Genomic DNA, 13,728 nt, shown 5'->3' on the forward strand with positions numbered 1-13,728 from the left:
AATGCTACCTATTTGGCACCTTCCTCCAGGCAAATTAAAGAATCACACACCAAGCTCCCCAGCATAAAAAAAGCACTTCCTCTACCACTGGAGAAGATGTGCTTTTTTGTTTTAACTTGCTGAGTTTTGTCAGCGAGCTTATATTTATTTGACCACCAAAACCCCGTTGGCTACAAAGACAATGTCTTTCTTTGGCTGGGTAATGCTGGCAATTTCTTCTTTGCTTTTGTTGGCGTCCTGGGCCAGGTGTTTCAGGTCTTCCACGCTAGTTTCTTTTACTTTGGCGGTGCCGTCCAATATCACCGTTTTGCCAACAATGTCCTGAGGCATAAAGAAGCCGTAGTCCTTAAAGTTGACCATGATAGGCTCACCATTGGCCCTGGCCAATTTCATAAAACAGCCTTTCTTTTTGCAGACCTCCACCACGGTTCCTTCCACTTTCCCGGTAAAAACAGAATCTGTAGCCAGTTTCGCGGTCATTTCCGGCAGTTGAATCGCTTTCTTGGCGTTCACTTTTTTACCGTAGGTCATGCCCGGCTTCGCTGCAGGAATATTGGTTTGCGCAAAGGCCACCGATAGGCTGAAAAAGGCAAACAGGAGGATAGATAGTCGTTTCATGGGATTAGTTCTTTTTAACAGTGTATTTTTAAGCCTTGGCATTGGCCCTTTGCACGTTAAGGACGAAGATAGATTGTTTTTAAATGGAAAAGCAATTTTGCTAAAGGTTTAACAAGCTGTTGCTTTAAGTATCTTTTCAACAAGCAGCACTTTGGTTTAGCCGAGTTTTACAAAAAACAGGCTTAAAACGCTAAACCACTTGCGGAGCAGGCAATACGCGGTGCAGCACCTTTTTGCTGGAGAAATATAGCGCCAAACCAAAAGGCACAAAACAAAACAACCAGGCCAGAATGCCTACCAGATTGGCTACCCAGACCTGTTGCAAGGCCATTAACCAGTCCGCCTGAAACATTTGGGTGAGTTTGGTCAGGGAGAAAGGAATGGGCGTTACCGGGAAGATGTATTGCCCCAGATCCACAAAGGGCACGTAAAGGGCCAGTTGTAAGGGTTGCATAAGGTAGCCCAGCAGAATGGTAAAAGCCACATTCAAACGCAGGCGCAAAGCCCAGAAGGTACACAAAACCGTGGTCAGGCCTATAAAAGGAATCACCCCGAAACCCACGCCCAAAGAAATAGTGAGGGCCAGCTGGTGGGGCGTAAACCCTTGCTTGGCCAGCGCCAACAACGGGTTCCAAAGCTTTTTGCATAAAAATTTTCCTATACTTCCATTCACTCGTAAAAACAATTCCATTCTTTCTAAAACTTCTTTTGGCTATAGTAAAGCCTTATAGGGGTAACGCTAAAAATGCGTGTTCTGTCTCATCTGGCGCAAATAAATTCTGCTTTTCAATCATGCAGTATCTCATGAGATAATCTTATACCGGACCAGAGTTTTCCTTGGCCGCAAAAGCCGGTGCGGGCTTTTCTTTAATACCTGAAACAACGGTAAGTAACCACCTGCTCACCACTTTAATTTTACTCAACAGCCCCCACCCTTTAGTACAGAACGCCCAACGGCTTGCTAACCCTATTACTATTGCGAATATTTTTAGAGTTTCGGCACTTAATTCTTAACTTTAAGTGTTGTTTTGGCTCACACACCCCTTGTTCCTATGGAATTCACGCTTCCCTTGCTTACTTTTTTAGTTGGTGCCATTCTGGTGTACTTCTTTCTGCAGGCCAGGCTAGCAGGGCTCCGGAAAACCATGCAGCAGCATGAAGTAGACAAAGCCTTCGCCGTGAAACAGCAGGAAGCGGCCCAGGCCGAAGCCACCAAGCTGCAGGAACGCCTCCGCCAGGAGTCCAGCAAGGTCATGGAATTGCACGCCGAGGTGACCCGGGCCGAAAACGACATCTACCACCTCAAGCAGAAACTTACCGACGAACGCGCCGAGCTTTCCCACCTGCGCGACACCTTCATGCAGCAGTTCACCCAGGTCTCTAACCAGGTACTCGTCAATAACGCCGAGCATTTCCGGAAGTCTTCTGCCGAGAACCTAGAGCAGGTGCTCTTGCCTTTAAAGGAACGCATCAAGGAGTTTGAGAACAAGGTGGAGCAGACCTATGAGAAGACTTTGAAAGACTCCACGTCCCTTAAAGAGCAGATCACTTTCATGGCGGGCCTGAACCAGCAGATGAGCCAAGACGCGCTTAACCTCACCAAAGCCCTTCGCGGAGAGAAAAAAGCCCAGGGAAACTGGGGCGAGTACCTGCTGGAAAACCTTTTGGAGAAATCTGGTTTGGAAAAAGACGTGCATTACCGCCGCGAGCAAGTGATGCAACATGATGACGCCAAAATCTTCCGGCCCGACGTGATCATTGACCTACCCGACAACAAGCACCTCATCATTGACTCCAAAGTAAGTTTAGTGGCCTATGATGCGTACTGTAACTGTGATGATGAAGCCCAGCAACTGATTTACCTCAAAAGCCATGTGCAATCCATGCGCACGCACTTTATAGACCTGGGCCGGAAAAATTACCAGCACCTCCACGGGGTCAATTCCCCTGACTTTGTGCTGATGTACATTCCCATTGAGCCGGCTTTCAACCTGGCCATACAGCATGACCGTGACTTGTTTTTGGAGGCCCTGGACCGCAACATTGTCTTTGTAACTACCTCTACCCTTCTAGCCACCCTGCGTACCGTAGCCAGCGTCTGGAAACAGGAAAGCCAGAAGCGCAACGTGCTGCGCATTGCCGAGGAAAGCGGGAAGCTCTATGACAAGTTCGCCAACTTCCTGGAAGACCTTAAAGACATTGGGGTGAACCTGGACCGCAGCCAGCAGAAATACCGCGCGGCTATGAACAAACTCACCGAAGGCAACGGAAACCTACTCAAGAAAGTAGAGTTGCTGAAAAAGCTGGGCGCCCGTACCAGCAAGACCATGGAAACCCAATGGCTCCATTTAACCCCAGCCCTACCCGAGGACTCTTCTGAAGACCAGAATCAACCGGAAGAAAGCCTGGAGGAAAGATAGTCTTGTCCGTTTTGGGCCTTTTTTTCTTAAAACAGGCTCAAAACAAAGGAGCGCAAAATGTATTGCCTTTTCTTTCAATAGCAGTTATAGCTGCTGCTGGCCTTTCAATTTATTCAGGAGTTCCTGTGTTTTCTGCCACTCCTTTAGTTTCTCCTTGTCTGGGTTCTTGGGAGGGGTAGCAGACTTGTAGAAGGCAAGAATGTTTTTCTTAAGGGCCGGGCTAAGTGCCTCAAAATTATCCTTTTCCAGCTTATGCAATAGTTCCGCATACGTTTTGTCGGCTTTCTCATAGCTGCCTTTCTCCGTGAGGTCTCCGGTGTCCAGATCAGTGTTTTTGAGTTGACCGTTGCCGGTGCCAATCTGCCTCAGTTCCTGGGTATATTTCTCAGCAGTGACGTTGAAGCTCTCCATGAAAATCTTTTCGGCCTCAGGGGTGGGTGGCACAAAGGCCAGTGCTTTGTTGGGCCCTATCTTTGGCAGCACTCTAAGTAACCAACTTAATAACCTTTGGAAGAGGTTGGGCTTATTGTACTCCCTTCCCCAATTCTTATGGTACTCGGTTTTACTTATCCGGTACTGAAAAGCCCGTTTAGTGGCTCCAGGTTTGGCCTTCTGAATTTCAGAGGCTTTCAGGTGCCAGGCAGCTTTGGTAAGGCTGGGAATCAAATTACTCACCGACCTTCTGAAAGATCCAATGGTAAGGTCAAGGCTCACAAATAAAGTCTTGAGTTCCAGCCCGTAAGTATTCTTAAAGGCTCTTTCCAAAACTTCCTTGCTTACCTCAAACCCAATGAAATCATGGTAGGCCTCAGGGGCGTAGTTTCCGCGGGCCACCTGCAGTACGTCAAAACCGAACTCCATTTTCACGTGCGCAGCAGGGTTCTCCTCATACGTCACTACATTCCCGAATTTCGCTTTCAACTCTGGGTAAACCATAGGCACCGCCCGGTTAGTCCCAATGGGGTGACCATAATTGTCTGCGTAGTAATGGGCCAGGGCACCTAAGGCAAACGCGTATTCGTCCAGGGTTTTGGCTTCCTGGAGCAGGGCATTAATGAAATCACCGCTCCGTACGTAATGGGTAAGGTCAGTGAAAAAGGTGTTCCCGAAGGGATAGTACCCCATGTCCTGGATGATGGCTCCTCCATAGGCATAGGCATGCGCTTTGGTGAGTTCTTCTTCGGTAGCGTTGGGGAATCTTTTTTGGAGAATGGGTACCAGCCCAGGCTTCCAGCACACATCAATGATGGCCTGGTGAGAAAGCACCCCATAGGCCGCACTGGGTCTGGAGAATAACAGCAAAAGGCCCCACAAAGGCCCTAAAAGGAAAATACGGCGCATGGTTAATATAAAAAGAGGGACTTCCAGGGAAATAAAAGCGTTGCCTGGCGCGGGTAAGGTATAAAAAGAAAGCGGACTAGGTAGCCCGCTTTCTTCTGTATGCTTAGTAATTGGCTTCCACGCCAGGTAAATCAATTAAGATAAAAGAACTGTCTGCCGTGGCCTTAATGCGCAGGGCATCTACATCTGAAGACCGCACCTGGTCGCTTTCCTGTACCTGAATACCATTCACAAACAACTCCCCTGATTTCACATAGATCAAGCCTTTCCTGATTGGGAAGGTTTTGAAGTCAATCTCTTTCCCGTCTTTCAGGTTGCAATAATAAACCGTTGAATTGGAGTTCATGTACACCACGTCTTCCAGCACTTTCTGGCCGGTAACCAACGGAACCAACTCATTCTTCTCCCCTAAAAAATCAACGGCTCTTTGTTCATAGCTGGGCGTTATGCCTTTTTTGTTAGGGAAAAACCAAAGCTGGTACAAGTGTAAATCTTTATCTGAGTTGTTGCGCTCTGCATGCCTCACTCCGGTCCCGGTGCTCATGCGTTGCACCTCGCCGGCTTTGATCAAGGTATTATTGCCCAGACTGTCTGTGTGCGTCACCTCTCCTTCCAACACAATGGAAATGATTTCCATTTCGGAGTGCGGGTGCTCCGGAAAGCCGCTGTTCCCTTTGACATAGTCATCATTGAAAACCCGCAGGGGCCCCCAATGCAGATTTTCCATATCATAATAGTCAGCGAAGGAGAACAGAAAGTATGACTCAAGCCAGCCATGGGAGGCACGGTGTCTATCTGCGGCGGAAATAACTTTGATCATAGGAAAGGGGTTGTTGTTCAAGGAATAGTACGTACTCCTGCCCCTGGGGTTTATTATGCCTTTCCTATATAAGAAAACCGTCTGTTTTAGGCCCGTTTTCTCAAAAACGGGCCTAAAACAGACGGTCTAAAACCAATGGTATTGGCTACTTATTTGCTCTTAATCTTTTTCATTTCCTGCTGCAGGTCAAGCACTAGGGCGGTAAGCTTGTCCAGGGAGATCTCTGCCATTGGGAAAGTGGTACTGATGTAGGCCTTTGCCTCCCAAAGTTCCACAATATCTTCAAAGCCTACCTCATATGGTTCATAGCTGGGGTTATCTGAATGAAGACGTAAAGTCTCCTGCTTCTGCTGGTAAATCCGCTTGAAGACAATCCCTTCCTGAAGGCTGACCACAATACATGGGGTGCCATCTTTCACGTCTTGCCAACGCTCCACGTAGCGGCCCACGATCACCGTTCCTGAAGGAATGGGGAGCATGGAATCGCCTTTTATTTCAAACGCCCGGTACGTACCCGGTGCCTGGATCATGGGCAGCCTGAACTTAGGCAGTTCCTCCATAAACTCAGGGTCTGCATACCCGTTCAGGTAGCCGGCGCTGGCCTTGTAAGGGACTAGCTCAATATTCTCCCGGTCCTGGTTATCTACGGTAATAGACAACACCTTCACGTTAGGCTGTCGGTTAGCTCCGCCGGCTTTCTGGGCATTGGGAAGGTCCGGGTTAATCAACTCATCTACAGATAAGCCGAACACTTGCGCCATCTTCACCAAGGTGGCTAGCTTAGGCTCAGCCCTACCTTCTTCATAGGCCCCAATCAGAGAACGTTTGATCTCCAGCTTTTCCGCCAGCTGTACCTGGGTTAAATTCTGTTGCTTTCTTAGGTATTTAAGGTTAGTGCTAAGCATAATTAAGCGATTAGGATATTCACTTAGTAAAAGTACTACTTATTTAGCAAATAACTAAAACTTTTGGCATTTCGCCATATTTTAATATTTCCTTTAAGTTAATTTTCTGCTTGTCAAATTGAACAACCCTCCTATACGCCAATTACGGCCTGTTTACCCCTATATATTTAGACTTCTATATAATGGTTTCGATATTAATAAAATATATTTTTTAATACTTGCACGGAAGTTGGATTTTTCTTTACATTTGGACAATTCTTCGTTGTGGCAATTCACGAAAAGTTGAACTTTACCAATCAGTTTCTACTTATGCATTTACTTTACTAACCTTAAGTATCTATGAAATCATCTACTTTCAAGAAAGCAGTATCGTTCTTCGCCTTAGCCTCGGCCTTCACAATGGCAGGATGCCAGAAAGACGGCCTTTTAGAGGAAACCGCCACTGCTTCAGCCTCTTCCGAGGCCTCTTCTGCTAGCTTGGTGGAAGGCAAGTATATTGTAGTTCTGAAAAACGGTGGTCCCGAAGAGTTAAGAGGACGCCTGTTGAAGAAACTAGGAATTGGCCGTGAGCGCATCACCGACCTTTCTGGCGGTTTCACTGGCAGGCTTTCCAAAGAAGAAGTACAGCGCCTTCTCCGCGACGGTGATGTAGCTTTTGTGGAGCAGGAACAAGCTATTATGTTGGGCAAGCCATCCACCACCACAAAGGCCCCTAAAGGCGGTGGTTCAACTGATACGTCCACTGGAGGTACCACCACTACTACGGATACTACCTCTACTTCCACCACTACAACTACTACTACAACTACCACTGAAACCTATCCTAACTCCACCCAGGTTATTCCCTGGAATGTGGCCCGCGTAGGCTACGGTGACGGTACGGGCAAGACGGTTTGGGTAATTGACTCAGGCGTGCAGTCTAACCACCCAGACCTGAACGTAGACAAAACCCGCAGCAAATCCTTTATCTCTGATGATCTATCTATTGAAGACGGATATGGCCACGGGACTGCTGTAGCGGGTATTATTGGCGCCAAAAACAATGGCGAAGGAATTATTGGCGTAGCCGCTAATGCTTCTATTGTAGCACTAAGAGTATTTGACAACACTGGTTACGGCACCCTTACCCGTATTTACAATGCCCTGAATCACGTGTACCAATATGGTAAGGCTGGTGATGTAGTGAACATGAGCCTTGGGGTATCTGCCTCTTCTATGCTGGATGACCTGGTGAAGAAAGTAGCCGCCCGCGGCATTTATGTAACCGTGGCCGCTGGTAACAGCTCAAAAGACTGCTCTACTCTCTCTCCAGCCCGTGTGGTTGCCCCTAACGTGTTTGTGGTATCTAACATGACCTCCCTGTCTGAGTTCAGCCCCTACTCTAACTTCGGTCAGTCTGTGAACGTAACGGCTCCTGGTACAGATGTTCAGATGACCTGGAAAGGAAGTGGCTATACTTACGGTAACGGTACTTCTTACGCCGCCCCTCATGTGGCTGGCATCCTGGCCCTTACTGGCAAAGTAAACAACCAAGGCCTGGTTGTAGGCGATCCAGATGGCAAGCCAGATCCAATCGCACTTAAATAAACTTAACTGGTTAATTACCTAAAGAAAAAGGCTCCCTTCAAATGAAAGGAGCCTTTTTCTTTAGGAACTATTTTGTTTTAAAACCGATAAAAATTCTACTTTCTGTTTTAGGGCTTCTTTTTAGAATATAGGCTTAAAACAGGAAATCAAGAACTCTCATATTAATAGGATAATTTTTAGTTAATTTTTAAACAGTAGCAGATTCCTTATTGTATCTTCCAATGGAAAGCCGAATTTTAAGGTAATCAATCTGTCCATCCAGGGTATCAAAAATCGGTTTCATGGCAGCGGTCTGTCCGGTTTTAAGAATAGCTTCCTTCACCCGCTCATACTCCCACTCTGAAAGGTACGGCCGTAAGTCTACATCATACCCTTGCTGGTACAGCGTAGCCAGGTGAGAGTAAATAGTAGCCAACTGGACCTGTCGGTTCACCGAAATCTCTTCTGGTGACAAACCTTGCCTGAGCATTTCATAGGTAACTAAATGGGTAGTTCCTTTGATTTTTGCCTGCTGTTGTGTAGCCTGCTGGGACAGAAAGCTCAGGATGGAATTGATAAAGATCTCGCCGTACTGTTCATACTTAGCCTGGGCCACCCCAGAGATAGCCAGAAACGCGAGCTTGTTGGTAGGTTTCAACTCGGCAATCTCCTGCAGGGTATTGTCATTGAACACCAGGTAGGGGGCTATGTTCCGTTCGGTAGCCAGATCTTTCCTGAGCTGGCGCAGATGGTCAAACAAGGCCACGGCACCGACACTGCGGGATTTCCCTTTCGATCTTCTTTCTTTTTCCTCTTTAAGGTCAATGGCCTGGAATTTCACCAGTTCCACCGTGCGTCCTTTAAACAACACCTCTTCGCTGGCATTATTCAGCTTCAGGGCGCCATGTTCATCATAGGCCACCTCCAGAAAACCCCGGTTGATCAGTTGGTGAATATACCGCTGCCATTCCTGGGCCGGCACATCTCTCCCAGCCCCAAAAGTTTTGAGTTTATCATACCCCCGGGACAAGCTCTGCTGATTGCGGGAGCCACGAAGAATATCCACCACTTGGGCAGAAGCAACGGTTTCCTTGGTGCGGGCCACCGCCGACAGTATTTTCTGGGCCAGTTCGGTTCCGTTGAAAGAAGTAGGCGGGTTATCACAGATATCACAGCTTCCGCAGTTGCCTGGGTATTCTTCCCCAAAGTAATGCATGAGGGTTTTACGCCGGCAGCTGGTGCTTTCGGCGTACTGCTGCATGCGGTCCAGCTTGGCTAAAGACAGCGCCTGCTCTTTGGAGTTCTCCCCCTGCGTAATAATATCGCGCAGGGTCATGACATCTGCCAGGCTATGGAAAAGCAGCGCTTCGGCGGCGGCTCCGTCACGGCCACCCCTTCCTATCTCCTGATAATAACTCTCCAGGTTTTTGGGCAGGTTGTAATGGATAACCCAGCGCACATTAGATTTATCAATCCCCATACCGAAGGCAATGGTGGCGCACATGATCTGCACGTTGTCCTGCAAAAAGCGCTCCTGCACCCGGTCCCGGTCCTTAGCCGACAAACCCGCATGGTAATAGTCAGCGTTATAGCCTTTTTCTTTCAGTTTGGTGGCCAGGGTCTCAGTGGCCTTCCGGCTTAAGCAGTAAATTATACCGGGCTGGAAGGGCCGTTCCTCAATAAAGTCAAGGATGGCTTCCATGCGCTTCTGGCCCGGCTGCACCTGCAGGTAAATATTGGGCCGGTCAAAGGACGAGCTGAATACTTTGGGGTTCTGGAGATACAGCTGGGTAAGAATGTCCCGCTGGGTAAGTTTATCTGCCGTGGCGGTAAGGGCAATGACCGGAACCTCCGGGAACTGCAGTTTCAGATTTTTGAGTTGCAGGTATTCTGGCCGGAAATCATGGCCCCAGGCTGAGATACAGTGCGCTTCATCAATGGCGAACAGGTTTATTTGCAGCCGCTTGAGAAAGGAGAAGAACCCCGCAGAGAGTAATTTCTCCGGGGACACGTAGAGCATTTTCAGCCTTCCGTCAAAACATTGCTGCTCTATCAGTTGCTGTTCTTTGGTGGATTGGGAGCTATTAAGGTACCCGGCATTTACGCCGTTCCCCAGTAGGGCTTCCACCTGGTCTTTCATTAAGGCTATAAGGGGAGATACCACCACGCTTAAGCCGGGCATCACCAGACCGGGCACCTGGTAGCAGATAGATTTTCCGCCCCCGGTAGGCATGAGTACCACCGTATCTTTTTTGGCTAAAACGTTGGCGATGATATCTTCCTGTCCCGGTCTGAACTGATCATATCCAAAATATAGTTTCAGAACCTCCCGCGCTTCCCTTACTTCCATTTCTAAGCTGTTTTTACAAAAATACGCCAAAAACGCATCTTATCCTTCTTCTCCTGTAGGGCTATAAACAAGAATGGCCCGGAAAAAGCTTCCGGGCCTTTCTATTAATTTAAAAGAATAGGTCTACCCTACCACACTGTCAATAATAGAGGTGACAATGGATAGCACCAGACTGAAAAGGATGGCGGTGATTAAGCCAGTGATTTCAAATCCATCCAGTAAAAAGTCGGCTAGGTACAGGATAAGGGCGTTGATCACCAACAGAAACAGACCCAGCGTCAAGAACGTGATGGGAATGGTGAGCATAACCAAAATAGGCCGTACCACAGCATTTAATAAAGCCAGTACCAGGGCCAGAATAATGGCGCTGCCAATGCCATCAATGCTTACCCCAGGAAAGAACTGGGCCAGGAAAAAGGCGACTATGCCCGTGATAATGATTTTAAGGATGAATCCCATAGTTTTTGGTAGTGTAGGTTATAAAGAAGCTTCTAATCTTTTCTGTGATACGGCCATCCAGTTACATAGTTTGTACAGCAACCGGGCCCCTACGTTTCCATTCCATTCACTCTCCCCGGGTGCCACCTCGCACAAATCAAAACCAATGATTTCCCTGCCAGATTTCACCAAGGCTTTGATAAGATAAACGGCTTCTTCAAACTCAAATCCGCCGGGCACGGGCGTACCGGTAGCCGGGCACAGTTTAGGGTCCAGCCCGTCAATGTCAAAGCTGATGTACACTTTCTGAGGCAATTGCGCGATGATCTTCTTACACTGCTTTTTCCAGGAGGTGCCTTCATACATCTTGGTTTTGATCCTGCTATCATAAAAGGTGGTGATTCTGCCGTTGGACTGGTCCACCAATTCGGCCTCGGCCTGGCAAAGGTCCCTAATGCCTACCTGCACCAATTTCTTTACCTGCGGAATTTTCAAGGCGTTGAACATGATGGAGGCGTGCGAATAGGTGAAGCCTTCATAGGCATCACGAAGGTCTGCGTGCGCGTCTACCTGCAGAATGCCGTACTCCTCGTGCTTTTCCGCCAGGGCATGCATGAAGCCCAGTGGGGTGCTGTGGTCACCGCCCAAAACGCCCACCAGCTTGCCTTCCTCTAAATATTTCAGGGTTTCTTTTTTAGACCATTGAAGCAGCTCTTCCCCCTTTTTATTCACCTCTTTTAAAGTAGAAGCAAATTTATCCGTTGGGCCCTGGCTGCCTTGCTCTAACCACCCAATGTATTCCTCGGTTTGGGCACGCAGGCGCTGGCTTTCCTGCGTCCATTCCTCAGAGATAGTGGGCATGTGAATACCCAAATGCCACGCATCAGGCAACTCCGGGTCAAACAAGTCTAATTGCGGGGAGGCATCCCGCACGGCTGCAGGGCCTTCGGCGGTGCCGGCATTATAGGAAACCGTCACTTCCCAGGGAATTGGAAAGATAACAATCTCAGATTCTTTCTCTGTGAAAGGAAGCCCAAACAAACCGCTGCCTAGTTCCCCTACCCCGTTCTGGTCAAATGCGGTAATCTTGGCATGTTTAGAGTCACACATGGTGGGCATGTTCATATTCATAGTCTTAGGCTTTAGGAGAAAGCATTTCTTTTACAAAGTTGGGCAAGGCGAAAGCGGCCACGTGCATGTCTTCATTGTAATACCGCAAGCGCTGCTCCCGTGAGAATGCGGCCGCCGCTTCTTGGTTGTATTTTTTAGGATGCACGTTTCCTTTGGAACTGAAGGAGAAACTCCAGGTTCCGGTAGGGTACGTAGGAATGGCCGCTAGGTAGCAATGCACTTTTTCCTGCCCAAAAATGGATTTATACGTTTCGTAAATCTCTGTGAACACCTTGGCGTTGAAACGCGGCGACTCGCTCTGGGTGATCATCACGCCTTCGGCCGTAAGGCAGCGGTACACCTCTGAATAAAACTCGGCGGTGAAAAGCCCCTCTCCCGGACCAACCGGGTCAGCGGAATCTACAATGATGATGTCAAAGGCTTCGTCTGGGCACTCCTGAATGTATTTGATGCCGTCTTCCACGAGCAGCTTCAGTTTGGGGTGTCCAAAGGCGCTGGCGGTTTCAGGCAGGTGCAGCTTGCTGGCTTCTATGACCAGATCGTCTATCTCTACCAGCACCACTTCCTTAATGCTCTCATGGCGCAATAATTCCCGAACGGTACCGCCGTCTCCTCCACCAATCACCAGGGCCCGCTTCACGTTGCCATGGCTGAACACCGGTACGTGCGTGATCATCTCATGGTACACGTACTCATCTTTCTGGGTGCACATGACCATGCCGTCCAGGGTAAGCATGTTGCCGTAGGCCAAGGTCTCAAACACCTCTACCTTCTGGTAAGGCGACTGCTTTTTGTACAGCTGGTTGCCGGTGTGTTTCAGGGAAAGGGCAATGTTTTCGTCGCGTTCCGTGAACCAGACATCACGGGTGATGGTTGGCAACGGCGTAACCGCCTGGCCGGTGTCGCGGGCCTCCACGGTAAAATCTGTCCGTTTGAGCAGGCTCTGCTGTCCCCGGCGGCACTCCATGGAAGAGCCATGGCTGGCTTTGAAGGCTTCCTGCAGATAGTTGTAAGACACCCAGGGGTTCACCGAATCTCCGCAGGTAAACAAATCCACCGCGGCATAGCCGTATTCTGGCCAGGTGTGAATCGCCAGGTGGCTTTCCTGGATCACCACTACCCCAGAAACGCCATAAGGCGAAAAGTGATGGAAGGTGCTATTGATCACCGTGGCCCCGGCGGTTTCGGCGGCAGCCACCATGCTGTTCTCAATGTGTACCACATCATTCATCAACTCTGGGGAGCAGTTGTAAAACTCCACCAGAATATGCCTTCCTAAAGCGTCCATAGGTAATTGGTTAGTTGTATTATTTGTTTCAGACGCGCAAAACAACAAAAAAGATACTGTAATGAAAAGATTGCCCAGGTTTGCGTTTTAGGGCTGTTTTCAGAAAAACGGGCTTAAAACGGGCTATGCTGCTTTTCTACACGCAAAAGAGCCGCTTCTGGCGGCTCTTTTGCGTGTAGAAAAATGTCTTTTAAGTTTCCCTTACTTGGTCAGGAAATTATAGGACCTGATAATCTCCAGTATCTTAATGAAAGTGTTAGTGTCAAAGAATAGCAGCAAGGGTAGTTCCACCATCTGGTTGTAATTGTTGGTGAATTGGGTAATTACGGTGAACACCAAGGGCTGGAAAAGCGGGTGCTCTGTAAAAATGCCTTTCAGTGATTCTCCAATATCATGTTTGGGCGCAATGGGCGGCGAACCGTAGATGTTGGCTTTCAGGATGTTGGCCAATTGGGTCACAAGGGCTCCGGTAATGATGTTACTTACCTCCAGCAGCAAAGATTCCTGCATTTCTGAGAGGGGCTCATTGCCTTCTACCTTCATACCCAGGCAGACATCTGAAAGTTGCTGCACGTGTTTTTCAGAGAAAAGCATAAGGGTAGAGCCGTTCAACTCCCCTTTGATGTCTGACTGAATGATGGTATGCGAATTCTCATACGCCCGTACAATCTTCAGGAGTTCTTCGGCTTCCATCAATTGCAGGTCTGGCACTTTTAACAGCACACGGTCTTTGGCTATGGCTGCAAACGAGTCTGCCGCGCGGGCTAAACCTATGTTGAGGATTTCCTTGATGATATCCCGCTCTAGTTCATTTACTTGAAGCTCCATGAATCAGGCATTAAAAATTAAAT

At 48.4% G+C, this 13,728-nt stretch carries 12 protein-coding genes; 2 read left to right on the forward strand and 10 right to left on the reverse strand.

Annotated elements, in window-relative coordinates; genetic code table 11:
- Positions 1-144 precede the first annotated feature (144 nt).
- The gene (locus TH63_RS08380; RefSeq protein WP_048920557.1) at positions 145-618 is read right to left on the reverse strand and encodes a DUF4920 domain-containing protein; all 474 of its coding nucleotides are present in this window, start codon (positions 616-618) and stop codon (positions 145-147) included.
- Positions 619-808: 190 nt separating this feature from the next.
- Positions 809-1,309 carry a DUF2062 domain-containing protein gene (locus tag TH63_RS19790; protein ID WP_076606446.1) on the reverse strand — a complete coding sequence of 167 codons (501 nt, stop codon included), beginning with the start codon at positions 1,307-1,309 and terminating at the stop codon, positions 809-811.
- 361 nt (positions 1,310-1,670) lie between these two features.
- Here TH63_RS19790 and rmuC point away from each other — a divergent pair, with 361 nt between their 5' ends.
- Entirely contained in the window at positions 1,671-3,038 is a 1,368-nt protein-coding gene (rmuC, locus tag TH63_RS08390) for a DNA recombination protein RmuC (RefSeq protein WP_048920558.1), read from the forward strand.
- Between the two features lie 84 nt (positions 3,039-3,122).
- On the opposite strand, the gene TH63_RS08395 is transcribed toward rmuC, so the two are convergent.
- From TH63_RS08395 to TH63_RS08405, 3 genes are all read right to left on the reverse strand, one after another.
- Entirely contained in the window at positions 3,123-4,379 is a 1,257-nt protein-coding gene (locus tag TH63_RS08395) for a zinc dependent phospholipase C family protein (RefSeq protein ID WP_048920559.1), read from the reverse strand.
- 103 nt (positions 4,380-4,482) lie between these two features.
- Entirely contained in the window at positions 4,483-5,199 is a 717-nt protein-coding gene (locus tag TH63_RS08400; protein ID WP_048920560.1) for a pirin family protein, read from the reverse strand.
- Positions 5,200-5,348: 149 nt separating this feature from the next.
- Entirely contained in the window at positions 5,349-6,104 is a 756-nt protein-coding gene (locus TH63_RS08405; protein WP_048920561.1) for a LexA family transcriptional regulator, read from the reverse strand.
- A 339-nt stretch (positions 6,105-6,443) separates the two neighbouring features.
- On the opposite strand from TH63_RS08405, the gene TH63_RS19795 reads away from it, so the two are divergent.
- Positions 6,444-7,691: a S8 family serine peptidase gene (locus TH63_RS19795; RefSeq protein WP_053093762.1), complete on the forward strand. Its 1,248-nt coding sequence runs from the start codon at positions 6,444-6,446 to the stop codon at positions 7,689-7,691.
- Positions 7,692-7,878: 187 nt separating this feature from the next.
- On the opposite strand, the gene recQ is transcribed toward TH63_RS19795, so the two are convergent.
- From recQ to TH63_RS08435, 5 genes are all read right to left on the reverse strand, one after another.
- Positions 7,879-10,020 (reverse strand): DNA helicase RecQ, encoded by a 2,142-nt coding sequence (gene recQ / locus TH63_RS08415; RefSeq protein ID WP_048920562.1) that lies wholly within the window; start codon positions 10,018-10,020, stop codon positions 7,879-7,881.
- Positions 10,021-10,143: 123 nt separating this feature from the next.
- The gene (locus tag TH63_RS08420; RefSeq protein WP_048920563.1) at positions 10,144-10,479 is read right to left on the reverse strand and encodes a phage holin family protein; all 336 of its coding nucleotides are present in this window, start codon (positions 10,477-10,479) and stop codon (positions 10,144-10,146) included.
- An 18-nt stretch (positions 10,480-10,497) separates the two neighbouring features.
- Positions 10,498-11,589 carry an agmatinase family protein gene (locus tag TH63_RS08425; RefSeq protein WP_082161598.1) on the reverse strand — a complete coding sequence of 364 codons (1,092 nt, stop codon included), beginning with the start codon at positions 11,587-11,589 and terminating at the stop codon, positions 10,498-10,500.
- Between the two features lie 4 nt (positions 11,590-11,593).
- Positions 11,594-12,877, reverse strand: a complete 1,284-nt coding sequence (gene speE, locus TH63_RS08430) for a polyamine aminopropyltransferase (RefSeq protein ID WP_048920564.1) — start codon at positions 12,875-12,877, stop codon at positions 11,594-11,596.
- 201 nt (positions 12,878-13,078) lie between these two features.
- Entirely contained in the window at positions 13,079-13,705 is a 627-nt protein-coding gene (locus TH63_RS08435; RefSeq protein ID WP_048920565.1) for a chemotaxis protein CheC, read from the reverse strand.
- Positions 13,706-13,728: the final 23 nt, after the last annotated feature.

Source organism: Rufibacter radiotolerans (genome assembly GCF_001078055.1).
Classification (GTDB): domain Bacteria; phylum Bacteroidota; class Bacteroidia; order Cytophagales; family Hymenobacteraceae; genus Nibribacter; species Nibribacter radiotolerans.